The organism is Vibrio sp. D54, assembly GCF_021728075.1.
GTDB classification, from domain to species: Bacteria; Pseudomonadota; Gammaproteobacteria; order Enterobacterales; family Vibrionaceae; genus Vibrio; species Vibrio alginolyticus.
In genome coordinates this window covers 355,825-381,949 of the sequence record NZ_JAKKCS010000001.1, presented here as the reverse complement: position 1 = coordinate 381,949, position 26,125 = coordinate 355,825, and the positions used below count along the sequence as shown (strand labels likewise).

The window sequence follows — 26,125 nt, the reverse complement described above, 5'->3', positions numbered from 1 at the left end:
GACGAGCAAGCTAGCTAACTTGGTGAACGTACTCGATCACGACTTGGTTTCCGTCGATAAACACGTTACTGATATCGCCATCCACCGTCACACGATTTTGTAAATAAACGGTACCAGATGCAGATAGATCACGCTCCGTCAAAGACGGAATCACCTGACCAGGACGTACATGTAGCTGCTCGCATAGCTGTTTTACAAAACCTAGCGTCAGTGGAGAATTACCACGTAACAAGCCAGAAAACTCGTGTAGACTCAAACCAAGGCGCTTAGCCATTTCCATTTGAGTGATGTGCATTTTGGCTTTTTGTGACATCCAGATGTCGTAGAGCGCGTTTCGATCCAGCTCTGTAAATTCCATATCTGCCTCCGCTAATTCAAGAGCCAATACACTCTCACACTTACTTAAGATAAATGTTAGCGATAAGTCAGAGAAGTTATAATTGATCGTCCAAATATCAACCCTCAATCATTGGTAGCGTACCTCTGAACATGCATGAAGCGGTCGCTCAACAGAACATTGAGGTGACTCTCTTGTCATCGGAAGGAAAAGTCCATCTCGGACGGTTTAGACATAAGTAAATGATTTAAAGGAAATCACTGGGGTGAAGGAGTAATATCTGCTACCTTTCCTTCCATGGTTCACTAGAAATAAGTTACATATGCCACAGTGGTTTACCGAATTACAAAGCTACATTGAAACGTCTCATCAAAATTGGAGTGGGAGCGTCCTTTTCATTACGCTCGCTAGCTTTATAGCTTGGATAGCTTGGCGGCTGATCCGCTCTCGCCTCGCTGCGCTCGTAGAGAAAACGCCCTTCCACTGGGATGATATGTTGCTTGATGCGCTAAAAGCGCCAGTCAGTACACTCATTTGGTGTTGGCCAGCAACCGTCTCTATCGGCATCATATTGGAGAGCGAGCTCAACGATAAAATAAACTGGTTAAGTACGCTGAAACTGATTTTAATCATCAGCATCTTCGTATGGACCGTTATGCGGCTCATTACCAATGTTGAAGAGCATGTTCTCGAACAAAAGAACCGAGATGAAACAACAGTACAAGCGATAGCTAAGGTGGCGCGCCTGTTCTTTATTACCGTCGGAATTCTAACCGTAATGCAGGCATTTGGTCTGTCACTATCGGGCCTCCTTACCTTCGGTGGTGTTGGTGGTTTGATCGTCGGTTTAGCGGCGAAGGATTTGCTGTCTAACTTTTTTGGAGGTCTTATGATCTACTTCGATCGTCCATTTAAAGTTGGCGATTGGATCCGTTCTCCAGACCGACAAATAGAGGGGACAGTAGAACGCATTGGCTGGCGTATGACCATTATCCGAACTTTCGATAAGCGTCCACTGTATGTACCAAACTCAGTGTTTAGCAGCATTGTCGTAGAAAACCCATCTCGCATGCTGAACCGACGTATCTACGAAAAAATTGGACTTCGTTACGACGATGCAGAAAAAATGCCGCAAATTATCACCGCGGTAAAAGAAATGCTGAAAAATCACAAAGACATTGATGCACGCCAAACACTTATCGTCAACTTCGATACATTCGGTCCATCATCATTGCACTTCTTTATCTATACCTTTACTAAAACCGTGAATTGGGTGAGATACCATGAGGTTAAGCAGGACATACTGCTTAAGGTAATCAACATCATTAAAGAACACGATGCAGATATCGCGTTCCCTACTCAGACGCTTAAGCTCGACCCTATACAAATGGTAAAATCGGAAGAGCAAGAAGATCACGGCTTCTAGTTTTCACCAATACCCAAATAATCAAGCCCGCTATGTTTAAGCGGGCTTTTTATTTTTCTTCGCATGAAGTGGTTATTGTTGCGTTAACACCATACGTGCATTCAGCGGTTGGATTGGGCGATTGTTTTTCCCCATTACTTCCGAAAAAGATTTTATCTGCTCAGGAGAAATAGTTTGTGCTTCTTTCATCACCAACCAACGCACACCTTCAGAGCATGGTGGTGTCGTTAGTGAGCCGTTAAAGCGGTAGTAGTCTTTATCACTTGGGATAAGGGCATCCGCATCAAATGGAACCTTGATGGTAACATCTTGATCTTTAGTTGGAATGTTAGCTAGCATCTTAGCTAGATCTGGGTTCGCGTCACCCAGTTTAAAGAACACCGCGACAACAGCTAGATGACCTACTTTGTCGGCATGCACAAAGTGTACTTCTAGTGGGTATTCTTTACCATCCACATGGTTTTCAGATGGCGTATGGAAGTGGAACTGTTTCAACATAAACTCTTTACCATCAATGGTGAGTGTGTTTTTACCTTCTAAACCAGTCTGTAAAGTGTGACCGTTGTTCAGCAGTGAAATTGCCTTACCTTCGTAGTCGAAATTCAATTTTTCTAGCTTCGCTTCGGTCGCCGATTCAATGTTGATTGGGCTCTGGTTTTGACCTTTTGCGCACTCAGATGCAAACTCACCCCAATGAGCTGGCCCATGGTTTCCCTCGTAGCCCCAGCTTGCTGCATAAGCTGTTCCTGTAAATACCAGTGCCAAACCTAATGTTGTTAGTGACTTCTTCATCATTTTCCTTATTTCTGAAAGTTAAATTCCGTGAGAATAAAGCCATACTAATCTCACAAAATTAAGCAGTGACAGAATGAAAACTATGATTACAAAAGATTTTTGGAATAGAAGCCTCTAATGATGTAATTGACATGATGCTCAAAATTGAACGTCAACGATTATTGAGTCGGTGTAAGTACCTGCAGGAGGGGTCGTTTGGCTGGTTAGTATCTGCGCGCGATAATTATAATTCTGTGGAGTGATACCATCAGGAATAGAGCCGCCAGTATCGACGTCACTGTGTTCACGACGTTCAGAACTGGTTCCTCCCCAGCGCTCCATCGTTGATGACTTATAGATTTCATACTCCAAATAGTGACCACTAGAAATCATTCGCCGCTGACCGCCGGACGCATTTAGGCCGTCATTCAAGCCAATGGAGAAGGAACTATTCTTGGTACAAGTTAACGATATAACCTGACTGACTGGCTCAAAACCGGCCACTAATGGGGACGAACCAAAATCAATATCTGGCGCCGTGATCATACAATCAGGGGTCACTTCCAACTCAACCGTAATCACGCTTTGAGCGCTGCCATTGGCGCGGCCAATGCATACCCCTAGAACCCCGATACCCTTACAGTAATCCCAAATCCAGGATACGGTGATTTGGTCTTTATAAGTCCCAGCGGAAAGATTACTACCCACTCCCGTCCGAGCATAGAGCGGAAACTCGGCTTGAGTGCCAAACAACCCGAGTAAATCGAGTAACCCGATTTCAAAAAAATTGTAAGTTTGGCCGAATACATACTCTTGTGAAAGACCTGGATCGCCAAAAATCTGATAGCTGAGCTCCGAACTCGGATCATCCTCATTTAATAGCAAACCATTATTTATGCTGTTAAACGTTGCTGATACGTAGTCGCCACTTGACAAAGACACAAGTGTAGAAAAGTCACACGTAATCCCCGCATGAGGCTGAGCTGAGCTTTGCTGCTGAGAGCTTGAAACAGTAAACGAAGAAACATTGCCAAACAAGATTAAAGGTGTTGCCGCCGTGAGCTGACAAGCCATTGTCGAGAACGAGAAAAAGAGAAGTAGGCTAGCAAGCCAGCGGCGCAAAATCATAGTGCGCCCTCTTCTTCGGCTTTGATACAAACCTGCTCAGGCAATGTTTGTATTTTTTGACTCTCACGCTGATACAACCCCTCAATAAACACTTTACATGGCGGCTGTCCTTGAGGATAAAACTGAATGTAGCGGCCTGGGTCAACGCCTTCAAAGTAGGTAAAACCATCCCAACCAATTTGGCTTGTTAAGCCCGTTTCTGAGCGGCCATATGTACCAATCGGAAGGAACAAATGATTTTCGTCTACCACCGTCATGCTCAGTGCAATTTGTAGCTCTATTGGGAACTCTAACAGGTAGCCGTAGCCCGAATGTATCGAAGCAAACTGCTCTGTCGCAGAAAACGCAGCATTGGCTGGTAAATTAAGTGGATCGATTTCATATTTGGCGGTGTAATACGCCGTAGCCCAAGGAACAAGTAGGTAACCTTCATCGTCTGTCACTCCGACAATTTGATTCTCATATTTAACCGGAATACCTTCAAAACCACTGGTGCTCACTACCGCAAAGCTGTCATACACTTCATTCGCCGGGAATATTTCTCCATCCAACGTAGAGACCGAACCTGCCATTTCCGCAAAATAATCATAGTCGCCATTGGTGCCATTTAACCCCGCTCTGAACTGCGCCCATGACGCACGGTAGGTCAAATCGGCCTGTTTACGGTTTTCTGGGTGTTCGTTAATATCATGCGCTAAATTGACGCCCCACCCACCTCGTATTGGCGCAAGGCGGCTGTAACCCACTCGCCCTCGCACATCGCCATCGTCCTCTCTTTTCAGCGTTAGCCCCGAACTTCCCCCCAAAGAACTGAAAGGTAGAGAGAATTGCGCCAACGTAACACTCTGACCACCAATACTATGGTTGTAAGAAAGGGACATATTGATATTAAAAGGCAGAGCGTAGCTATAAGTAAGATTTAGGGTACGTGAATCTGAGTCGGATTGTTGAATATCAAAGTACCCACCAGAAAGTGAGCCCCAATCTCCCAAACGGACTCCCATATTGATTTGTGATAGATGGCGCGACGCGAGTGAAGCGACCTTGCCTTCATCGAGCATTTCGTAATTTGGTAAATGAGATAAGGTATAAAAGTCGGCTTGTTCTACTTGAGTTCGAGCAGCGAAGCTAAACAGCCGAGACTGATAACTATAACCTAGCGCATATGAGGTAGATTGATCCTGAAAATTACTCACACGAAACGAGGCATCCACCGTACCTAAGTTGAAAGCATTAGTGACAAAGCCCAGCCCCGCAACGATAAGGTCATCTTTTGCTTCAGCTTGAGCTTCTAATGTTAACCAATCAGTCATGCCATGACGCAGAGCGGTAACCACGCCACCGTCTCCATAGTCGTTAGATGCATTACCGAAATTTTCTCTGATCGCACCAATACTCGCACTGTAAGATGTAAATCCGGTCTTCAGTAGATCGGAAGAGAGAAAAAATGGGCTGGTCATGACCGTTTGCTTACCTTGAGCATCCGTTGCAATTACCGTTGCTTCCCCAGCACCAGAGAGCATTGGAATATCGTTAATAATGAAAGGACCGGGCCCAACATTCATTGAGTCAGTTTTAAAGCCATTGATAAACAAATCTAACGTAGTGGGCGCTGTGACCTCACCGTAAAATGCAGGTAACGGCGTCGTCACGACATCCGGACGCATAGAGAAATCATGCGACAACTGAATACCCGCCAGTCTTACTGGTTGGCTCCAAGATAAAGGGCGAACAATATAGTCCCCTACCTCCATACGAATTCGCTTCTCTTGATTGACGTACTCGTAACTCGTACCAAAACGAGTGTACTGGCTGCTTTGCTGGGACTGAACATCGCGATGAAAGTTAGATTTAAATATCCCGGTAGTAGAAAAAACGCCAAACTCAGAAAAGGCTCTGACTTCATGATTGATAGAAACCTCCTTTTGTCGGCTTTCGTTCTCGTACACACCAAATACGTTGTAGTTAAGCAGGCCACCACGCCCAAACTGAGCCGGGGAAAATCGCCCCATATCCTGCGCTGATAAGCTCTGCATCGGTAACCAATTAGGCGGTACGTCAATTGCAAGTTACAATGACGATTGCAAGTAACGCACGTTAACACCTGGGATAGACGTAACCTCAAGTCTCTCTTCGGTTCCAGGCAACGACGTGGCGGTAACCCCAACTGAAATGAGGTCCTCCCGGAGCAAAAAGAACTGATCGCCAACTCGCTCAACTTTCGCAACAAGCCCTGTTGCTCTTTGATTGATCACCAACTCCAGATTGAGGCTAATATTCTCAAACTTTTCTAATGAGAAATTTTCAGGACTCGGTAGCTCAGAGAAGTGGTTTGCTGAATTTGCACAAAGACCAATACTGCTCCACGTTACGCTAAGTAATACCAACCAAAAGAAAGCATTCATTGTATTAAATCTATTCATTATTGCTTCAATGGTATTTGGTAACGTTTACCTCCAATATTCGCGCTCAAACTCAAGGGTCTGACATTACTATGGGGAATAGACCAAACCTTATACTGTTCAGGAAGAATATAGCCAGCTAGTCCATCGGAAATAACGACAGGATCTTTATTTGGTAGATTCAACTGTAAATTCACTAAGCGAACATGGTGTTTTCCTGAATTTTTAATGTGAACAAAACGCTGATTATTTTTCTTAATAAACTGTGCCTGTAAATCACCCCATAATTCACTGTCACGGTTTGGTTTTTGAGTATCAGTCAGCCCTTTCCCGTAAATAAACAAAGGTATCGAGTAACGCATTCGGACTTTTACAGCGAGTTCATTTTCCGTCAATTCTGTTTGAGGGTTTTGAGTTGGCGGTAATTCATCTATGATCACTCGGTATGCATACTCCTTACCCGCAGAGGTCTCATCTTGGTTGATGATGCGGATTAACTGCTTTTCACCTGGTTCAATTTTGACAAACGGAGGGGTTGCAATTAACTGGCTTTGACTTGAATAGCTATCTTCTCCTTCGTTTTGTTCCCACTTAAAAATTCTCACTTGCAAATAAGAATCAGCACTGCCTTTATTCACCATCCAAAGTGACGTTGCATTACTCTCCTCTGATATTTTGGGGTAAATCGGCCAAATTAATAATGAGTTAGCATTGGCATTTGAGAAAAAAACAAAAAGGAAGGTTATTAATAATAGTTTTTTGAGTATGAATTCCATTTCACCCCTCCAAAGTTCACTTACCACTCTAATGTCAGCGTAAGCGTATCCATATAAATTCCAGCCATTTCATTCCCATTTATTGTCGCCTTTGCCCAGATAGGAAACTGAATATTATCTGGGTCTTGGTCGGTATCGACGGAATATTGCGTGTCAATATCAAGCACCTGCGTATAATTTAGATCCTGAAACAAAAAGTAATCTACCGTTGTCGCTTCTTCACTGTGCTTTAGCTTACGTACACCATCCGATTCATTCATCCCGCCATTTACGGAAACATTCATCGTAATACCCGGAGTACAACTTAATGTGAGTGATGAACTGTAAGTGATGCTGCCTTGTACTTCCGTAGCGTAAACTGAAGAATGCTCACCAAAATCTAACGTACCTATTTGCCCGGCTTGGGTTGGGCTTTCTTCTTGTACTGCGCCGTTAATCAAACAACCTGTATCTACGATGGCAGACACCTGAAAAGTTTGTGTCGCATCAGCCAGCACAGTTAAAGAACACAAACTCATCGCGACAAGTGAAAAGCTCTTAACAACCAGCGTCACGTTTTACCAGCTTAGCGTCACACTGATGGTATCGGAGTATGTACCGGCAATGCTGCTCGTACCGTAAGCTTTCGCAAAAAGCTCAATAGTTTGCGATGTTGCACTAGTAAATTCAGACAGAGCTACCGTCCCGCCTTGTATAATTTGTGTGCTTCGGTCTGAGTCGGTAAACAACGTATAATCAATAAATTGCGCGCCATTTGACATCGCATAGGTACCAACGGTCGCACTTGCATCATACAATCCGGTGCCCAATGTAAACGTCGGTGTCACACCGTTACTACAAAGCACTTCAATACCCGTCGCACTACCACCATTTACCACACCATCTTGTTCACTGAAGATTGCAGGCACGTCTCCAAAGGCGAGTGAGCCAAAGCCAACGCCAGAAGCTGCATCTACCGCATTATTTCCATTAATCACACAACCTTGTACAAGGTTAATTGAAACATCAATCGTACCGCTCACTGACGCTCCACTCGCTTGCCAACTAAATGAGGTTAAGAGCAGAGGCATCATCAGATAAAATCTTTTCATATAAAGCTCCATTTTTACATTCCACTGTATATCGGTAACCTTTTTATTAGTTATAGCTCAATTATGACAAACCAAATGCATATAAAATGTAAAACAATAAAAAGAAGCAGGATAAGGATAAAGACGAACAGAAAATAAAAACATTAAACTTAAAAATGACGATTTTTAAGCATGTAATGCTAAAAAATAACCACTAAAAACAAATGGTTATTATCTTATTCCAAATACAGAATCGACAATGAGTTAGAAGGTAGGGTGAAGTTGAGTGGAAAAAATCTAAAAAAGTAGCAGAACGATACGAGAAGTTTAGAAAAGATTGGCGACCATTTCTTCCCGAAACAAAAATCTTCATGAAACAAAAATGCGCCCCAAAAAGGAGCGCATTTCTTACTTGAATAAGTTATTCCCAATCAAGAATAACCTTGCCTGACATGCCGCTGCGCATTACGTCGAAGCCTTCTTGGAAGTCATCAACCTTGTAGTGGTGCGTGATGATTGGCGATAGATCCAGACCAGATTGGATCAGTGAAGCCATCTTGTACCACGTTTCGAACATTTCGCGACCGTAGATACCTTTGATCACCAAGCCCTTGAAGATAACTTGGTTCCAGTCGATACCCATGTCTGATGGTGGAATACCGAGTAGTGCAATACGACCACCGTGGTTCATTGTGGTTAGCATTGAGTTGAATGCTGCTGGGTTACCAGACATTTCTAGACCTACGTCGAAGCCTTCTGTCATGCCTAGCTCAGACATTACGTCTTCTAGCTTCTCTTCAGCCACGTTTACTGCGCGTGTTACACCCATCTTACGAGCAAGTTCTAGACGGTATTCGTTCACATCCGTGATCACTACGTGACGAGCACCAACGTGCTTTGCTACTGCCGCTGCCATGATACCGATTGGGCCAGCACCTGTGATAAGCACGTCTTCGCCTACTAGGTCGAAAGAAAGTGCTGTGTGTACTGCGTTACCAAACGGGTCAAAGATAGACGCTAGATCGTCAGAGATACCTTCAGGGATCTTGAACGCGTTGAACGCTGGGATCACTAGGTATTCTGCGAATGCACCTTCACGGTTAACGCCCACACCAATCGTGTTGCGACATAGGTGAGTACGGCCGCCACGACAGTTACGACAGTGACCACACGTGATGTGACCTTCGCCAGATACGCGGTCGCCGATTTCAAAGCCACGAACTTCCTGACCAATCGCAACCACTTCCCCCACGTATTCGTGCCCAACAACCATAGGCACTGGAATGGTTTTTTGTGACCATTCGTCCCAGTTGTAGATGTGTACGTCTGTACCACAGATAGCGGTTTTTTTAATTTTGATCAGAATGTCGTTATGGCCAACTTCTGGTTTATCAACCTCAGTCATCCAGATGCCTTCTTCAGGCTTTAGCTTTGATAATGCTTTAATTTTCATAATGTAACCTTAATTAAAGGCCCTATTGTCTAAGGCCTAGAATCTTAAATAAGACCCATGTCCTTACCAACTTGGATGAACGCGTCGATTGCACGGTCTAGTTGCTCGCGAGAGTGCGCCGCAGACATTTGAGTACGGATACGTGCTTGACCTTTTGGTACTACAGGGAATGAGAAGCCGATTACGTAGATGCCTTTCTCCAGCGCACGCTCTGCAAATTCTGCTGCTACTTTTGCGTCGCCAAGCATGATTGGGATGATTGCGTGGTCAGCACCACCCATTGTGAAACCCGCGTCTTCCATACGAGTACGGAAGTGTGCTGCGTTTTCCCATAGACGATCACGTAGGTCACCGCTCTCTTCTAGTAGGTCTAGAACGCGGATAGAAGCGCTTACGATTGCTGGTGCAACAGAGTTAGAGAATAGGTATGGACGAGAACGCTGACGTAGCCAGTCAATCACTTCCGCTTTACCAGATGTGTAACCGCCTGAAGCGCCGCCCATTGCTTTGCCTAGCGTACCAGTGATGATGTCGATACGGTCAACCACGTTGTGGTGCTCGTGCGTACCTGCACCTGTTTTGCCCATGAAGCCAACAGCGTGAGAGTCATCAACCATAGTCAATGCGCCGTACTTCTCTGCTAGGTCACAGATAGCCGGAAGGTTTGCTACTACGCCGTCCATTGAGAACACACCGTCCGTTACGATAAGAATGTGGCGAGCACCTGCTTCTTTCGCAGCGATCAGTTGTTGCTCTAGCTCTTCCATGTTGTTGTTTGAGTAGCGGAAACGCATTGCTTTACATAGACGAACACCGTCGATGATTGACGCGTGGTTTAAAGCGTCAGAGATGATTGCGTCTTCTTTGCCTAGAATAGTTTCAAATAGGCCCGCGTTTGCGTCGAAACATGATGTGTAAAGAATCGTATCTTCTTTACCTAGGAACTTAGAAAGCTTCTGCTCAAGCTCTTTGTGGATGTCTTGCGTACCACAGATAAAACGTACTGAAGCCATACCAAAGCCGTGCTCGTCCATGCCTGCTTTACCCGCTTCGATAAGTGCCGGGTGGTTAGCAAGACCAAGGTAGTTGTTCGCACAGAAGTTTAGTACTTCTTCACCAGTAGAGATTTTAACAGCCGCTTGCTGTTGAGACGTGATGACACGCTCTGATTTGTAAAGGCCTTCCGCCTTTACTTCTTCGATTTGCTGCTGAATCTGTTGGTAGAATGCAGAAGACATTTGAAATTCCTTCCTAGTTATTTTGGCGAGTATTTACTCGTTTAGAATTAGGCTTAGCCTTTATGTGACGGGCGTCACGGGCTATCACTTATCAATTAATTGTAGTGTAATTCAAGGAAGGAGGAAGGATTATACCTTAAGGTGGAAAAGCATTAATGAATCCTAGGCACAAATTCAATTAATGCTTTTCTATGAGGTTGTTATAAAAGGAATTATAGCCAGGTAGGCTTAGCCAAAAGTGCTTCAAAGTCCTTAGCAGGTAATGGTCGGCTATAGTGGAAACCTTGTCCGAACTCACAGTTTAGGTTTTTCAGGTAATCCACATGACGCTGTTCTTCGATGCCTTCTGCGACGATCTTAAGATCCAGCGCTTTCGCCATTGCTATGATTACGTTGACAAGCTCGCGGTCTGAGTCGTTCTCGAACATATTTTGCATAAAGCTACGATCAATCTTTAAGCGGTCGAACGGAAACTTCTGCAAGTAACTCAGCGCAGAATAACCAGTACCAAAATCATCAATAGTAAGTTTGGTGCCTAACGCTCGTAAGTTATTAAGCATGTCTAATAGCTCAGAATCGTGATTGAAGAGGAGACTTTCTGTCACTTCAATATCGAACTTATCTGACGGAAGACCAGACTCCTCAAGGCTGTGTTTAATAAACGTAAGTAAGCGCTCGCAGTACCTAAATTGAACACTAGAAAAGTTTACAGAAACAAACAACGGAGTCAGACTCTGCCATTGTGCCGCTTGTCGACACGCTTGTTGAGTAGCAAACTCACCAATTTGATGAATTAAACCATTTTTCTCTGCAATAGAGATAAACTCTTCAGGGTTTACGAATCCGTACTTGTCATCATTCCAACGCATTAGCGCTTCTGCCCCTACGATTTTACCACTACTCAGCTCAATAATTGGCTGATAATACAGCTCTAACAACTGATTGGAGATCGCACTTCTCAGACGATTTTCCAGATCTAAGTAGCGTTGCAAGTCTTGGTTCATATTATGGTTATAAAAACAAAAGCCATCACGCCCATCTTGTTTCGCCCGATACATTGCCATATCAGCACATGCAAGGAGCTGCTCAGCGTTGTCTCCGTCATCCGGGAACACAGACATTCCAACGCTGCTACTCAAGAAGAATTCATGGTTGTTCCAAACAAACGGATCGTTAAACGCCGAAAGTACACTTGAAGCAACTCGCTTTGCAGTATCATTATCAGGCAAATCAGGGATGACGAGTAAAAACTCATCTCCACCAATTCTCGCCAATAAGTCTGTTTTTCTTGCGACTTGATACAGTCGCTGAGCACTGAGTTTAAGGATTTCATCCCCAACAAAGTGTCCCATTGAATCGTTAATCTGCTTAAAGTGGTCTAAGTCGATGAACATCACCAAAACTTTAGACCCACTACGCGATGCCCTAATTAACTCCAAAGCCAATCGCTCGGAACCATAACTACGATTAGGTAAATTGGTTAATGTGTCATATTTAGCTTGGAAGGCGAGTTCTTTTTCAGACGCTTTTCGACGTTCAATTTCGTTCGTTAATTTTTTATTCTGTTTAGAAAGAATATCTTTACGCTTTTTTTCTTCCTCAAGCTTAATTTTCAATTCAATCCTATTATTGTTCGTGATGAATGCATAACATAAAGCAATGACGATCATAACGGCGAGAATACTCAAACCAATAATAAAGAGCCGTGATGTAAATATATCTCGTTCACTCAAAGGCTCGAACCACGCCATCAATTTGAAGTGATGTTTATCCACAGGCACTTCAAAGTAAATTTTTCCGTCTATAGCCTCAGAAACGAAATAGTTCTCATCCTTATTGTGAGAAGGTGTTTTATTTATGGTATCCCATACAACCATTTCCACGTCTTTTATTTTTAGCACCATTCGGCTATAACTATCTTCGTGTTCTTGGTTAGTAAGTTGGTCAATAACAATATTCTTATTAAGATCGGCAATTAAAAAGGCAACAGGCTTTCCGGAGAACTTAACTTGCTTAATGACTTGAATGCGAACGTCATCATTGTATCGCGTCGCACAAACCTCTTCGGGATGCCCGTGTTGAGTCATTAAGGTTTGTATGTCCATTTTGTGCTCGGCAAGGTTTTCAGATCCAGTGGTGACAATGGTGACTCCATCACTGCCGACCAGCGTGAGCTTTTTATAGATTTGGCTGCTATTAATTAGCTTACTGTCTATCTTCTCATCGAAGCGACGCTTTAAATTAATTAAACTGGCACCTAACCCATACTCCATTGACATTCCAGAAGCTAAATTACCAAAGAATGTTTGTATTGTTTTATCTGTAGCTAGGTTATCAACATCTTCACTCGCTATGGTAAATAAATTATCGAGTGTGCTTGCATAACTTTTAACTTTTAAATCTAGTTCTCTGTATTGAGATTCTTTTAATTTATTTTGACCTACGCTAGTCACAGTAATAAGCATAGCTAGGTAAATTGAAACTAATATTGCGCTTATTGTAATAAATCTTTTACTGGAAAATTTTTTAACGGCCTTATTCATCGGACTTTCTTTTTATCTTCTATAAAGTAATCGTTATAAAAGTAGTAAATAGATGGATAGTATTTTTTTACTAGTTTTTCGTATGAACCGTCTTTTTTTATCGAGTCTAAATAACGATCAAATGCTTTGCGTAATTCAGGGGAATTTTTACGGAATGCAACAGCCATTTTTTGATTTTCAGATATAGGGCCAATGACTTTTATTTCGCCCGGCCATTTTTCGAGGGCAATTAGCGTATCCGCAACATCTAATAATGTGCTTTCCGCATCATTTTTCATTATCGCTGGAACCATCTCATTAAGGAGACGCGCCCCATCAGGCAATATAACTTTTGCACCTGTGTCATATAAGTCATAAAGGTTAGGATCCAAGCAAGAATGTTCTAAAGCTAACACTTCGCGACCATCGATCAGCTGCTTGACGTTTTTAACATCTTCATCGACCGACCCACTTGGTTTAATCGGGCTCAGACTAGAGTCGGATCTGGAAACCAACCATACACCTGAAGGAAAATAATCTTGTGAAAAATCGACAACCTCAGAGCGCCAATCAAGAATAGTAACGCCATTTGCGATCAAATCGCCTTCAATTGGAACACTTTCTCCGACAACAGCCTGCTTGTTGTGATATTGCACATTTTGCCCTGTCAACTTACCAACCACGTCGCTCCACTGTGCTGGAACATACTGGTACTGAACACCTAACGACTTGGCAAAACCTTTTATTATCTCTACATCCAAGCCAGTCAAAGTTTCCACTTCACCTTGTTCAATATAGGAGACAAAGTTAGCGTACGGGACACCAATGTGACGCAGTACACCGCGTTCACGGATTTGTTGTAAATCGTCTGACCAAGCGGCAGACGACGCAACAGAGGTAACCATGAGCGCCACCGTCGCTAAAGTTCTTTTGAATGTTATGACTGACATAATAATATCCTTACCTTTCACAAAGCGCCCAATAATGGGCGCTTGAGTGATAAACAACGATGTTAGAACGACGAGTAATACAAATTCGTCATCGCCACTACGAGCCCTTCCACATCTTGTTCGTCATGGAACAAATGCGTAGAGATACGCAGCGCGTAAGTATCAAAGTCATCATCCTTATGCAGCTTAAAGCTAGTCGTACGGATGATGTAACCATACTCTTCACGTAAACGATCTCGGAATTCCGTCAGTATCTCTTCATTAGTTACATCGGAGAACGGGTTAACCGTCGTTAAGCCACTGGTTAAGCCTTCCACGTTTGGTGAATACATTTTGGCTTGTGGTAAGTACTCTTGAAGCAAGGTTTTACATAAACTACCAAGGCTTACAACTCGCTCTTCGATACGGTCTCGACCAATCTCATCCCACATTTTGCAACTATCAACTAGTGCTTGTTTCGCAGGATAGTTATCGTTACCAATGTATTGCATTTGCAGCTGTTTACCTAGGTAATCAGCATGAGAAAGTGAGGAGTTGATCAACCATAACGGGTTCTCTCGGTCACTCCAATACTCATTCAAACGGTTACCGTTATCACGAACATACAGAATACCTGTCGCACCCGGACCACACTGCCACTTATGACCAGATCCTGCATAGAAATCACAATCCATATCGTGGAAATCAAGGTCAAACATACCGACCGTATGCGCGCCATCAACAAGAGTAGGTACACCATACTCTTTTGCTAAAGCACAAATGGCTTTTGCTGGTAGCGCGGTTCCTGTTTTGTATGTGATATGAGAGAAAACAATTAGGCGAACGTTTTGATTCGCATCAAGCGCGTCTCGGAACGCTTGAATGTAATCTTGCTCAGAAACGTTTTCGGTACCAGTAAATACTGGTAGTTGAATTTCTACCACATCCACACCAAAACGATGTTTCGCTACGTTCATAGGTGATGTTGCAGCAATATGTTCATGGTGTGTCGTTAGAATCACATCACCTGGTTCAAAGTGTAAGCCATTAATGATCGAGCATAAGCCATCAGTAGTGTTGCGGCTGAGAATGATCTCTTCTGGGTTAGCACCAAAACCTGGTGCGACGTCTTTAACCATCTCTGAAACATAAGGCCAAGAGCCAAATTTGCCTTTCATATCCCAAGGATATTTAGCCACTAGCTTGTTGTTATGCTCGTAATCTTCAAGAACATGTTTTGGCATTGAACCTGTTGTACCAATGTTCATGTAAGTGGTTCGTTTGTCCAAAACGAACTGTCTTCGCACTTTACGCCAGAAGCGCTTATCCTGTTTTCTACCTAGCCCGCGGCTGCTCCAATCAATTTTCTGTTCTCGTGCTTGAGCTACGCCTGAGAAAGCGGAAGCACTCACACCAGCAACAACAGCTCCTGTTGCGCCTTTCAGAAAATTACGGCGGCTGCTATTAGTCTGAATAGATTCCTTGTCTTTCATCTTTTTCAATCCTTGTCGGAAATTAGCCATATTATTAATTTTAAGTGCGTAACTATCTGTTACTAAAACATTATTACCCATTACAATCAGAGTTTAATTTTTTCCTCTGCCATTAAGTGACTTTAGTTCCAATTTTTTATCTTATTTGATGATATAAGCAACAGTTTGACCACAAATCTATAAACAACAATGTTCACATTAATATATTCGTTAATTTGATTATTCTTTATTGCGGACAATTCCACCAAATTCTTTATAAAACAATTATGAGCTTTGTTATAAAGTCATTAAAAATTTAACTTTGCGTTAATTTAAAAATATTCAGGCTATTTTAAGATTGGCGTCTATTCTTTTTATATCTTAACGATCTCAACATGTTAAGACTAAATAAAAGAAAGCTGATTTCGGATCGAGATATCAGTTTAAGACCATAAAGTGATACACATCACTCTATGACATAAACTCACCGCTCAACAGACATAAGTACAACAGGTTTTCACTAATATGTGCTTGAGCGTACACCCTAAAAGAAGGAGGTCCCATGTTAAAAGGATTGCTATGCATTTCAGTTGCATCCGCTCTTGTCGCCGCCCCTAACGTGCTAGCGAAAACGGTAGAAATGACTGCTCTCAACACCAATGAGAGTGCGGGTACCATTGAGATTTCACAAAGTGATTATGGCGTTGTTTTTACGCCTCAATTATCAGGTTTGTCAGCAGGTATGCACGGTTTCCATGTTCACACTAATCCATCTTGCGATAGCATAGAAAAGGATGACAAAACCGTATTAGGCGGCGCAGCAGGTGGCCATTATGATCCTAACAACACAGGGAAGCATGGCTATCCTTGGACCGATGACAATCATTTAGGCGACTTGCCTCCACTCTATGTGGACATGGACGGCAATGCCAATCAGCCCGTTGTCGCGCCTCGCCTAAAATTATCAGATTTAAAAGGTCGAGCGTTAATGATCCATGCAGGTGGTGACAATCACTCCGATCACCCAAGTAAGCTAGGTGGTGGCGGCGCTCGCGTCGTATGTGGTGTTATTGAATAAACATTAACTTATGTCTCACACTTCTCTTTAGATTGCGAGAAGTGTGAACTTCTGTTGATATTGAGAGGATGTTGCATTGGTCTCAAGGTAGCTGTGGTGAAGCATTAAGATCGATTGGACAATCTTCGTCCCGATCCCCAAAGAACCGCCCTCCGCTTCTTCCTCGATGTGATTGACGAAGGTAAAGTGGATACGCGACTTATCTTCACTCAAATGCGCTTGGCAATGCACTTCCGAGCCGATTGGGCTGTGACGCAATGCATTTTCAAGCAAGTTAAGCACCAACCGCTCTAAAAGACCTTTATCACCCACGGTTTGGATTTCGCTATCGATATCCACTTTCAACACCACTTCTTTACGAGAAAACTGGCTCTGCATCGTTTCGGCACATTCTGCCATCAACGCGCCAAGATCTACGGGGCGGTACTCGTAGTTTGGCATTGGAGCTTCTTTGCGCGCGGCGTCTAACAAAGAATGCAATTGAGTTGAGAGCTTCTCACAATTTCGGAAAGCGACGTCGATCAAAGGATCGGATTCCGGATGTTGCAAACGCCACGTTTCCAAATAGCCCAGCACGCTCGATAACGGCGTTTTTAAATCATGACTAAGCTGCAACAAGCTTTGACGACGATGAGACGATTGATACTCCAACTGTAAAAACTGCTGCTGAATGTGCTTCGCCATCATCTGATAAGAGTGCGCAATCGGCACGAGTTCTGGCACTTGGTGAGTGAAATCAGGTTGCAGGCGGAAATCATGTTCAGCTTGCTGTTGAAGTTGTTTGGTCACACGCTCAATCGGGTTCAACAGACTACGTTTGACCAGCACATAAGCCCCAAGAGCAAAACCTAAAATGGATACTAAGACCAATCCTGCCAGCGCGATATAAGGAGTATCGACTTGAGCATTGGCAATGGCGTCATGTCGGGTACTGCCAATCACCACGTAGAGATAACCGACCGTAGAGCCTAATTCCTCTATCGCCGCAACAGAAAAGACTTTGTGCTCACCACGATTCCGTGGGTCTTCACCCAAAATAGGAAAGGGTTGGTCATTTAAGAATTGCTGAATGGGATTGAGATCCACCTTACCCATGATCTCCGCCCCTTCCGGTGCTGCATGGGTGGTGATATTGCCTTGGCTATCGAGGAAGTAGATTTCAAAATCAGGGCCGATCAGCATGAGCGTGTGAAAGATCGACTTAAGCGCTTTAGGGTTGTAATCCGTCCCGATCATCAGCGGATTATCGTCACGCATATGGCTAGCTAGCTCTTTATGCAGGCTTTGCTTAGTGCGTAACTCGATGGTTTCTTTTTGCCAATTGTAAGTCAGTGCAATCACCACCGCCGCGAGGCAAAACCACAAGCTAGTAAATACCACTAAGCGAGATTTGAAGCTCATCCTATCGCCTCCTTAAACAGCGATGTTTCTGAAACACCCGTGATGATTGAAAAATGACTGTGAAAACAACTGCCGACTTACTGTCTTGGCTTGATGTTTTGACTTACTTTCTTGCATTAGTGTCTTGGCTGAAACTTATATCCAACACCCCACACGGTTTGAATGAAGTGATGATCAGAGTCAGACAACGACAACTTGCTGCGTAAACGGTTTATGGTGCTACACACCGTATGGTGATAACCAGAATGACTGGTGTTCCAAACGTGATCGAGCAATTCATCTTTACTGTAGACTCTGCCCGGACGAGTCGCGAGAAACTGCAGCAAAGTAAACTCCGTCGCGGTGAGCGTGACATCCTTGTCGTTTAGGGATACTTGGTGCAACTCCGGAATGATTCTCAGCGGACCAAAATCCATCGCATCGTCTAGGACTTCATCTGCTACTTTGACTTCTGCGGTTTGGCTGACTCTGCGTAACACGTTTCGCACTCGTGCTTGGAATTCTAATACGCTAAATGGCTTAGTGATGTAGTCATCAACGCCCGCTTCTAAACCGTCAACCTTGTCCATTTCACCGTCTCTGGCGGTCAGCATGAGCACTGGGCTCCAATCTTGTTGCTGACGCAAATAATGGCAGATGTCTAGGCCATCACCATCTGGTAAACCTCGGTCAAGGATCAATAAATCAAAGGGTTGTTGCTGGTATTGCGCTTTAGCATCGGCGACATTTGTGGCTCGCGACACTTGGTGTCCTTGAAACTTGAGATGCATCTGAACCAGTTCTGCCAAATCATCGTCATCTTCCACCAACAAGATGTTCGCGACTAAATTGATTGCCTGTTGTTCCATGGTCCTTTCCTTGCCTTCGAGTATCCTCACTTTGCACATGACCGGAACAAATTAGAAATTCTTTCAAAAAAGGTTCCGATGACGCCATGAGGGATAAAGCGCTCGGCTACAAGCGCTTTGGGAAGGAGACGTCATCGGAGCCTGTGTTACTCGACTCGAGTGATGGTGACTTTCGCACCTGGATTAAGGAAACGATGGTTCGCAGAAAGTGCTGAGTTTGCTAATCCGTCATCTTGGCTAACAACTCCCGCATGGAATGCAACAACGTCATTGCTGTCATTACGAGCAGCATTGAAGCCCTCACCACCACCTGCTGGGCCCGGAATGGTTGCAGCAAGTTCATCGTTCAGTTCTGTGCCGGAATCCCAAACGTTCATGCTCATTTCGTAGCTTTCACCTACTGCGAGCGATTTGAGCGATAACCCCGTTTCGCCAACAAAGGCATCATTGGTATTCACAAACATAGACGCCACAGACAAGTAACCGTAACGACTAGGGTCAACCGTGATGGTGACTTCGTCCGATGCACCCGGCAACACCAATCCATTACCCGAAATACCTTGGTAAACACTGTCATTGCTGTTCATCAACTCAATCAGCTCAGCGTTACTACCGCCTTCGGCAAGATGCTCAAGTTCAACAGATGCCGCTTGGCCAATTTCAAACAGTTGGTAGTCACCATTGTGAGTGAGTACCGCGAGCGGAGACATAGGTTGATTCGCAGTCAAGTTCGCCACGTTGACGGTGTAGCGGTACGATTTCACTACGTCATTATCATCATCGCTTGGACAACCGGCGAGCAAGCCGACTGAAGCTGCTACTAGTAAGATTCTGTATTTCATACATCCCCCTTACTTCACAACGATTGTGATGGTTGCAACTGGGTTTAACCAACGATGGCTGCTGCTGTCTAGGTCACTGATGCCGCCAGTTGGATCGCTATCACCAAGGTTACCCGGATGCACGTGAACTTTATCGTTAGTTACTGTTGCTTCAACGCCTGTGCCGCCAGTACCAAAGGTAATGAAAGGTGGATTTGGCATGCTAGACGCAAGTTCATCGTTCGCTTCTGTACCGGCATCGTAACTTCTTAGCGTTGCTCGGTATGTACCCGCTTCCGTTGGAATCTTCCAGCTATCTAGACCGACAAAACCGTCATTGGTTGGCAGCAACATCGCGCTCAGAGAAAGATATCCGTGGTCGCCACTGTCCAAGGTGAAGGTGGTTGCAACACCCGGATTCAAAATACCACCAGCAGGGTTCTCAACCACCGCACCACCAGCATTACCAATCACACTAGCAAGCCCAGAGATATCACCGCCTTCTGCCATTGCTTCTAGTTCTGGCGTTGCTGCTTGACCCGTTCTGAACATTTGAAGGTCAGAGCCATGTGCAGCCACAATAAGTGGCGTAAAGTAGATGCCTTTGGTTGCGTTTGTCACGGTGATTTCCAATTCCGCCGCATTCACTGATGCAGAGCCTAGTGCCATAGCGACTGAAGTCATGACGAGTCCGAGTTGGGTACGTTTTTTCATTGTGATTCCATCCTTTAATGAGGGTTGAACTACCCAAGCCCATGTGTACGGCTTTACTTCTTTGTTCGTGACTTGAGTAGGTTAAGCATTACGTTTCGAACGTTTTGCGTTCTTGCCTCTAAGAATGACGAGCAAATCTATCAGCAACTTCATCGAATTCTCATAAAATTCTCACAAGTTCTGTTCGAATTCTGTCAGCAGCACTTTTTTACTCTTAATCAGGTATTTACACTTCGCGCTTTCCCCTCCTACAATGCGGTATTCCCTGTTTAAATCACGATTCTCAGCATGATTCATAACGTTCTGTCTGCCTACTATGGCGAAATCTACGGCATCGCTTTTTTCAACCACTACTTGAGCCATTACACCCAAAGTGAACAACAAACGCTGTGGCAAACCTTGATTGAAGTGGAAGAGCTCACCGCAGAAAAGCTCAAACCTGTACTGCTGACAAATGGTATGGATATCGAAAGTCGACACCAAGAGATGTTGGATAAAGGCTTGGCAGATGCAACCAAATGGATTGGTTTACCATGGCAAGAGTTGGTGGCGACTCTTCTGAAATGGGTAGAACCTTATGAGGTCAAGTATCGAGAGTGGCATGAAGCAGTGAAAGCTTCACAGCAGTATTCAATCGCTGAGCGAGAAGCTATCGAGTTGATTGCAGACCACGAAACAGCCATTTATCACTGTTGGCAACAATACCATACTGGTGAATCTGGCTTGCCTGCACTCAATGCATTTTTGGCAAAACATCGTTAAAGCGAGACGGTGACACTTGAACCTCGTCAAACCGTACCAGACAATGTCGTTATTCCGCTGCGCAGAACTGAACAATTATGGTTAATCCAAAACTCATTGCCCTACTTCCTGATCTTGCGTCGTTTATCTTGGTGGTAAACGAAGGCAGTTTTACCGCTGCAGCCAAACAACTCGGCGTGACGCCATCGGCTTTAAGTAAGTTGATCACACGATTGGAACAAGCCCTCTCGGTGAAACTGTTTGAGCGCACAACTCGTAAGTTGATCATCACTCAAGCAGGGCAAAAGGTTTACGACCAAAGCATAGCAATGGTAAATGCCGCGCAGCAAGCCGTTGAGCTATCTGCGGAAGATCATGCCGAGCCAACAGGCGCACTCACAGTGGCAGCCCCTGAAGCATTTCTTAATTCGGTGCTTCAACCGTTTGTGTTGCCATTCCTAGAACGTTATCCAAATATTCAGCTTAAGCTGCGTGCAGCAGATGGTGAGATCGATCTTTTCCGCCAAGGTATTGATGTCGCCTTTAAGCTCACCGACAAACCCGATGAGAATCTGGTACTCAAAGAGATCAGCAAGACCAATCTCGTTTTATGTGCCTCTCCAGACTACCTAGCCAAACATGGTATGCCTGAGCACCCAACCGAGCTTGAGCAGCACGATTGTATTTACCTTGCCGAGAACGACAAAGACAACATCTGGTCGTTCTTTAAAGAAGAAGCCTTTCATTCCATTGCCGTGAGTGGACGGTACGCCGTCAACCATTCTCAAATGCGCTTGAACGGGGTTAAGTCTGGCTTGGGAATTGGGATCTTCCATGACTTCGTGATCAAAGACGCGTTAGAGCAAGGTGAAGTGGTGGAGGTACTACCGGATTGGATGATCAAGAGTAACTACCATGGCGCTATCGCGATGCAGTATGCGCAAACCAAATACATGCCCGCTCGTCTGCGCGTGTTTATCGACTTCGTTAAGGAGCATTTAGTCTCCGACGATACTAACCATGCTTGAGGATACGAGCCATGTTTGAAGAGGCTAACCATGTTTAATGCCATTCATCACGTCGCGATCATTTGCAGCGATTACCCAAGGTCAAAACGCTTTTACACTGAAGTGTTGGGATTAAAAGTCATTGCTGAAAACTATCGTGAAACCAGAGACTCCTACAAGCTTGACCTCGCTTTACCTGACGGCAGCCAAGTGGAACTGTTTAGCTTTCCGGGGGCACCCAATAGACCGAGCTTTCCTGAAGCACAAGGGCTACGACATCTCGCGTTTTTGGTTGATGATGTTGAGCAAGTAAAAGCCTACCTAGAATCGAATGACGTTGAAGTTGAACCAATTCGTATTGACGAATTCACAGGCAAAGCCTTTACCTTCTTCCAAGACCCAGATGGCTTGCCGCTTGAGATTTACCAGAAATAAAAAGAGCCAGCACGTCGCTGGCTCTTTTACTATTCCATTCTTTGTCTGTTACTAATTCAACGCCGTTTTCAGCTTCTCGACGCGGTTGAACAACAGCCAATCCAGTGCGAGAACCGTAACAATTGCCAAACCACCCATCGGGAACGCGAGACACAATATCACTAACGTTACTAAGCCAAGCTTCCAAATACCGTCTTGCTGAAACTTAGGTGGTGCGCCCAATGCGGCACTGCGACTTGGTCTACGAATCCACCACATCACCACACCTGTGATTGAGATTAAAATGAACGCTAGACAGAACACCACGTTGAGCACTTTGTTAAGCACACTGACATCGCCTTGGTGCAATGACACACCTGCCGCCATGAACTTGGCAAACAAACTGTAATCTTGCCACGTTACATCCACCAACAAGCGACCGGAATACTGGTCAAAGTGGCTGGTGCGATCTTGTCTTGGGTCGGAAATATCGCCGCCCATAGAGTTAGCTGCAACGGTGTAAACGCCCGTCTCAGAGCGTGGCAAAAACAGCTTATAGCCAGTGAAGCCCATCATTTCAGCTTTGAGGACAATATCATCAATAGAGAGCGCATCATGGTTGCCTGCGTATGCCATATCTTCCTTCATATTGGCATGATCATGAGCGGGTTTGTCTTTCGATTCAGGCACAGCAGCAAGCTCTAAGTTCCATGGCATCTCTTCTGATGCACCATGATTCAGGTCTTTGTGTGTCAGTGTCGACTCTGGTTTCTCACCCCATGTGTAATAGGTTGGGAAGGTATTCCAAGCTTGCACCATTTTCGCGCCCCAGATCCCTGCCCAAGATAAACCTGAAATCAAAAAGAACAACAGAACAATCGACAGCACACCACCTAAATTCGCATGCAGGTCACGCATCAAAATTCGAGGGCCATTGTTAAAGCGGATTTTCAAAAAGCCGGCGCGGCTGGCGTTGTCTCTCGGTAACCAAAGGTACAAACCAGACATCAACAGCAAAATCCCCAAACTTGCGGCGATTTCAATTAAACGGTCGCCTAAGTCTCCGATGAGCAACGTACCGTGAATGCTGTTCATCAGTTCATAGATGCTATCACCACGATTAATGGTACCTTGTACGTCTCCTGTATAAGGATTTACTGCAACAATCAGTGAGCTGCCTTCTTGGTTTTGAATCGAGAATCGGTTGGCAATATCGGCGGTTTTAGCAGGTACAAATTGAGTGACATTAAAATCGGGATACGCCTGCTTTACGGTTTCCAATTGTGCAGAGACAGGAACCATTTGCTCTTGTGGTGAAACCTGTAATGTCGCTTCGTATCGAGCCAGTTCGATTTCTTCATCAAACAACATTACCAACCCTGTGAGGGAAAGCATGAGCATAAATGGAATGACGAACAACCCTGCGTAGAAGTGCCATCGCCACGTCATAAAGTAGATGGATTTTGCGCGTGAGGCTTCCTTGAGTTGAGGCTTTGCCGAGTTTCTCAACATGTGTATTTTCCTTTTTTCATTGTTGAACACCCAAATTCAGTCAAACGCATCCTGCACATACGCATTCGTATGCGGCGCTAATTGACTTAGATTCGGGAGTACTACTGCTCGAAGTGGCAGTGTTATGTGACTTTACTTGTTATTGTTTTCGTTATGAGAAAAGGGAAGCGGGTGGCGCTCGAGGAACTGGTGTTTCAAATCGCACACTTAGAGCCAAATAAGCGTAGCTGTCAGAAGTCACCAAGCTCTGTCTTGAAAGTATCGGTGTCGTTGGAAGTGTATCGTGATGAAAAGTCGAGAAGTGGCTAAACGGACAAGGCTTGCCTTTGTGGCTGACCGAATTGTCGCCCTCTTCTATTTGGACCAACTCAAATCCGTTAAGCGTACATAGCGTCGCCCACACGCCCATGCTGTTACCATGAGCATTGATAACAGGCATCAGCGTCACTAGCACCCAACTGAGAGCACTAGCAAATAACATCGAGCGGTAAAAAGGAATTAATCTACGCATAACGGTGACTTAACAAATTTCACACAGCGTAACCAATTTTGAGTGATAGCTCAAAAAACAGTATCAATAAGTGCTTGCTACCTCACAGGTTTTCTTGAATGCATCGATTGACAGGCGCAAAAAAGCCCGCCGAAATGGCAGGCTGATAATGTGTTCATTCATTACTTAGAGATAACGCGTCATCCACTGCCACGAGCAAATGCTCCGCTCAGTAGATAATTAACCGAACAACTTGCTCCAAATGCTTGGATTGCGCTTGTCGTGGTACTCTTCACGAAGGCTATCGATTTCACGCAGTTGGTCTTTTGCTTCTTGTAGCTTGCCCGCATCAAGATCCGCTTCAATCTTATCTAGCGTTACCGTCAGCTTGTTAAAGCCTTCTAAGTAAATATCAAACTTCTCTGGTGGGTAATTACCACGCTTAGATTGTTCAACAATCGCTTGCAAGCTATCAATCGCAGATTTCATGGTTTCGACGTCAGATGCTTCTGCCGCCTGTTTGAATTCCATCTTCATCTGTTTCATGTTTTGTTTTAAATCAACCGCTTCTGCCATTGCGTATGTTGAGCCAAACGCAATCGCACACCCTAGGACTAAAGGACGTAACATTTTTCACTTCTCCATTTATAGTGCCGAATTCTGTGTCGGCTTTATTCACCCAAATAACCTACGCCATAAGAGGCGAAAAACTAGCTTAGTTGAGTATTTCCGGTCGCAGTGTAAAGCAATCTGGCGTCGGGTGCATACCTTAAATGTAATCAAGTTTATGCGTTGAGAATGCTGTCATATTCTGCAATTGGTTTACGGCCTCTCAAAGCTAAGAAAGACAAAAACTGCTGAGCGGTGTGAGTAATCACTTTCTTGCTATCAATACCCACTTTGTCCATTAACTCTCCAACCAAATCCAGATTACCAACATCGTGACAGAAATGCGCGTCACTGCCCGTGGTGAAGAAAACACCGAGATCTTTCCCGATTTGTGCAATCTCGTGGCAACGGTCTACGCTGCCTACTCGGCTGTTGCCTTTCAGCGTGGTGTTATTAATTTCAATCGCGACATTGTGCTCTTTCGCGCACGCTAAAACGGTCTGAAAATCAAAGTCGAAATTTGGATTACCAAGATGACCGAGCGCATCAATACGACCACTCTGAATGACATTAACAAGTGCTTCCGTGTGAGTTTGCTTGTTTGCAGGACGAAAAACGGGTTCATGAAAACTCGCGATCACCCAATCTAAGTTGCGGTCCACACTCAGTGGAATATCAATGTCGCCTTCGGTATTCATAATGTTAGATTCAACGCCGCGAATAATCGCAACGCCTTCAAGAAAGCGAGGCAGAATTTTCTGGTTCGAGAAGAACCAGTAATGAGGCGCACCCGGCATTGATTCTGCGTGATCGGTCGTGCAGAACATATCCAGCCCGTTCTCTTTTGCCAACTTTGCATTTTCAATCAAGGTACTGTACGCGTGACCACTTGCGTACGTATGTGTATGGGTATCAACTTTAAATTCCATCATCCACTCTCTTAGGTGCGCTATCTTGCGTGCT

The 26,125-nt window shown here is 44.5% G+C and carries 24 protein-coding genes and 1 pseudogene; 5 read left to right on the top strand and 20 right to left on the bottom strand.

What is annotated here, in order from left to right; translation table 11 throughout:
• Nucleotides 1-10: 10 nt before the first annotated feature.
• On the bottom strand, nucleotides 11-358 hold the full coding sequence (locus tag L3V37_RS01735; protein ID WP_005375109.1) for a helix-turn-helix transcriptional regulator: 348 nt from the start codon (nucleotides 356-358) through the stop codon (nucleotides 11-13).
• A 301-nt stretch (nucleotides 359-659) separates the two neighbouring features.
• Here L3V37_RS01735 and L3V37_RS01730 point away from each other — a divergent pair, with 301 nt between their 5' ends.
• Nucleotides 660-1,763: a mechanosensitive ion channel family protein gene (locus L3V37_RS01730; protein ID WP_065275477.1), complete on the top strand. Its 1,104-nt coding sequence runs from the start codon at nucleotides 660-662 to the stop codon at nucleotides 1,761-1,763.
• 72 nt (nucleotides 1,764-1,835) lie between these two features.
• On the opposite strand, the gene L3V37_RS01725 is transcribed toward L3V37_RS01730, so the two are convergent.
• The 11 genes and pseudogenes from L3V37_RS01725 to L3V37_RS01675 all read right to left on the bottom strand — a co-directional run bounded on the left by L3V37_RS01725 (nucleotide 1,836) and on the right by L3V37_RS01675 (nucleotide 15,548).
• A complete protein-coding gene (locus L3V37_RS01725) occupies nucleotides 1,836-2,555 on the bottom strand; it encodes a carbonic anhydrase (RefSeq protein ID WP_065275478.1) in 720 nt (239 codons plus the stop codon).
• A 141-nt stretch (nucleotides 2,556-2,696) separates the two neighbouring features.
• On the bottom strand, nucleotides 2,697-3,665 hold the full coding sequence (locus L3V37_RS01720) for a spore coat protein U domain-containing protein (RefSeq protein WP_237305719.1): 969 nt from the start codon (nucleotides 3,663-3,665) through the stop codon (nucleotides 2,697-2,699).
• Nucleotides 3,662-6,070, bottom strand: a pseudogene (locus L3V37_RS01715) (fimbria/pilus outer membrane usher protein). Before L3V37_RS01715 ends, L3V37_RS01720 begins: the two are co-directional and overlap by 4 nt.
• A gap of 17 nt (nucleotides 6,071-6,087) precedes the next feature.
• Entirely contained in the window at nucleotides 6,088-6,843 is a 756-nt protein-coding gene (locus L3V37_RS01710) for a molecular chaperone (RefSeq protein ID WP_237305718.1), read from the bottom strand.
• A 20-nt stretch (nucleotides 6,844-6,863) separates the two neighbouring features.
• Complete coding sequence (locus L3V37_RS01705; RefSeq protein ID WP_267135779.1) at nucleotides 6,864-7,361, bottom strand: spore coat U domain-containing protein; 498 nt, start codon at nucleotides 7,359-7,361, stop codon at nucleotides 6,864-6,866.
• A gap of 39 nt (nucleotides 7,362-7,400) precedes the next feature.
• The gene (locus L3V37_RS01700) at nucleotides 7,401-7,946 is read right to left on the bottom strand and encodes a spore coat U domain-containing protein (protein WP_005375099.1); all 546 of its coding nucleotides are present in this window, start codon (nucleotides 7,944-7,946) and stop codon (nucleotides 7,401-7,403) included.
• A 388-nt stretch (nucleotides 7,947-8,334) separates the two neighbouring features.
• Complete coding sequence (gene tdh / locus L3V37_RS01695) at nucleotides 8,335-9,366, bottom strand: L-threonine 3-dehydrogenase (RefSeq protein ID WP_132936289.1); 1,032 nt, start codon at nucleotides 9,364-9,366, stop codon at nucleotides 8,335-8,337.
• Between the two features lie 44 nt (nucleotides 9,367-9,410).
• Complete coding sequence (locus L3V37_RS01690; protein WP_005375095.1) at nucleotides 9,411-10,604, bottom strand: glycine C-acetyltransferase; 1,194 nt, start codon at nucleotides 10,602-10,604, stop codon at nucleotides 9,411-9,413.
• A 212-nt stretch (nucleotides 10,605-10,816) separates the two neighbouring features.
• Nucleotides 10,817-13,147 (bottom strand): bifunctional diguanylate cyclase/phosphodiesterase, encoded by a 2,331-nt coding sequence (locus L3V37_RS01685; protein ID WP_237305716.1) that lies wholly within the window; start codon nucleotides 13,145-13,147, stop codon nucleotides 10,817-10,819.
• Complete coding sequence (locus L3V37_RS01680; RefSeq protein WP_005375093.1) at nucleotides 13,144-14,076, bottom strand: transporter substrate-binding domain-containing protein; 933 nt, start codon at nucleotides 14,074-14,076, stop codon at nucleotides 13,144-13,146. The genes L3V37_RS01685 and L3V37_RS01680 overlap by 4 nt, the downstream gene beginning before the upstream one ends.
• 62 nt (nucleotides 14,077-14,138) lie before the next feature.
• Entirely contained in the window at nucleotides 14,139-15,548 is a 1,410-nt protein-coding gene (locus L3V37_RS01675) for an aminotransferase class V-fold PLP-dependent enzyme (RefSeq protein WP_237305715.1), read from the bottom strand.
• Nucleotides 15,549-16,167: 619 nt separating this feature from the next.
• On the opposite strand from L3V37_RS01675, the gene L3V37_RS01670 reads away from it, so the two are divergent.
• Nucleotides 16,168-16,605, top strand: coding sequence for a superoxide dismutase family protein (locus L3V37_RS01670; protein ID WP_237305773.1), 438 nt, complete (start codon nucleotides 16,168-16,170; stop codon nucleotides 16,603-16,605).
• A gap of 27 nt (nucleotides 16,606-16,632) precedes the next feature.
• Here the strand turns inward: L3V37_RS01670 and L3V37_RS01665 are convergent, their stop codons facing one another.
• From L3V37_RS01665 to L3V37_RS01650, 4 genes are all read right to left on the bottom strand, one after another.
• Complete coding sequence (locus L3V37_RS01665; RefSeq protein ID WP_237305714.1) at nucleotides 16,633-18,006, bottom strand: sensor histidine kinase KdpD; 1,374 nt, start codon at nucleotides 18,004-18,006, stop codon at nucleotides 16,633-16,635.
• A 116-nt stretch (nucleotides 18,007-18,122) separates the two neighbouring features.
• Nucleotides 18,123-18,854: a response regulator transcription factor gene (locus tag L3V37_RS01660; protein ID WP_181881326.1), complete on the bottom strand. Its 732-nt coding sequence runs from the start codon at nucleotides 18,852-18,854 to the stop codon at nucleotides 18,123-18,125.
• 146 nt (nucleotides 18,855-19,000) lie between these two features.
• Nucleotides 19,001-19,696, bottom strand: coding sequence for a spondin domain-containing protein (locus tag L3V37_RS01655; protein WP_005383999.1), 696 nt, complete (start codon nucleotides 19,694-19,696; stop codon nucleotides 19,001-19,003).
• Nucleotides 19,697-19,705: 9 nt separating this feature from the next.
• Nucleotides 19,706-20,389 carry a spondin domain-containing protein gene (locus L3V37_RS01650; RefSeq protein WP_005384002.1) on the bottom strand — a complete coding sequence of 228 codons (684 nt, stop codon included), beginning with the start codon at nucleotides 20,387-20,389 and terminating at the stop codon, nucleotides 19,706-19,708.
• 288 nt (nucleotides 20,390-20,677) lie between these two features.
• Here L3V37_RS01650 and L3V37_RS01645 point away from each other — a divergent pair, with 288 nt between their 5' ends.
• From L3V37_RS01645 to L3V37_RS01635, 3 genes are all read left to right on the top strand, one after another.
• Complete coding sequence (locus tag L3V37_RS01645; protein ID WP_237305713.1) at nucleotides 20,678-21,151, top strand: hypothetical protein; 474 nt, start codon at nucleotides 20,678-20,680, stop codon at nucleotides 21,149-21,151.
• A 77-nt stretch (nucleotides 21,152-21,228) separates the two neighbouring features.
• On the top strand, nucleotides 21,229-22,158 hold the full coding sequence (locus L3V37_RS01640) for a LysR family transcriptional regulator (RefSeq protein ID WP_005384005.1): 930 nt from the start codon (nucleotides 21,229-21,231) through the stop codon (nucleotides 22,156-22,158).
• A 30-nt stretch (nucleotides 22,159-22,188) separates the two neighbouring features.
• Nucleotides 22,189-22,572, top strand: a complete 384-nt coding sequence (locus L3V37_RS01635) for a VOC family protein (RefSeq protein WP_237305712.1) — start codon at nucleotides 22,189-22,191, stop codon at nucleotides 22,570-22,572.
• Nucleotides 22,573-22,623: 51 nt separating this feature from the next.
• Here the strand turns inward: L3V37_RS01635 and L3V37_RS01630 are convergent, their stop codons facing one another.
• The 4 genes from L3V37_RS01630 to L3V37_RS01615 all read right to left on the bottom strand — a co-directional run bounded on the left by L3V37_RS01630 (nucleotide 22,624) and on the right by L3V37_RS01615 (nucleotide 26,091).
• Nucleotides 22,624-24,063, bottom strand: a complete 1,440-nt coding sequence (locus tag L3V37_RS01630) for a PepSY domain-containing protein (RefSeq protein WP_237305711.1) — start codon at nucleotides 24,061-24,063, stop codon at nucleotides 22,624-22,626.
• Between the two features lie 151 nt (nucleotides 24,064-24,214).
• Nucleotides 24,215-24,574 carry a hypothetical protein gene (locus L3V37_RS01625; RefSeq protein ID WP_237305710.1) on the bottom strand — a complete coding sequence of 120 codons (360 nt, stop codon included), beginning with the start codon at nucleotides 24,572-24,574 and terminating at the stop codon, nucleotides 24,215-24,217.
• 219 nt (nucleotides 24,575-24,793) lie between these two features.
• Nucleotides 24,794-25,183 carry a cytochrome b562 gene (locus tag L3V37_RS01620; protein WP_237305709.1) on the bottom strand — a complete coding sequence of 130 codons (390 nt, stop codon included), beginning with the start codon at nucleotides 25,181-25,183 and terminating at the stop codon, nucleotides 24,794-24,796.
• A gap of 155 nt (nucleotides 25,184-25,338) precedes the next feature.
• A complete protein-coding gene (locus L3V37_RS01615) occupies nucleotides 25,339-26,091 on the bottom strand; it encodes a phosphatase (protein ID WP_005375066.1) in 753 nt (250 codons plus the stop codon).
• Between the last annotated feature and the right edge of the window lie 34 nt (nucleotides 26,092-26,125).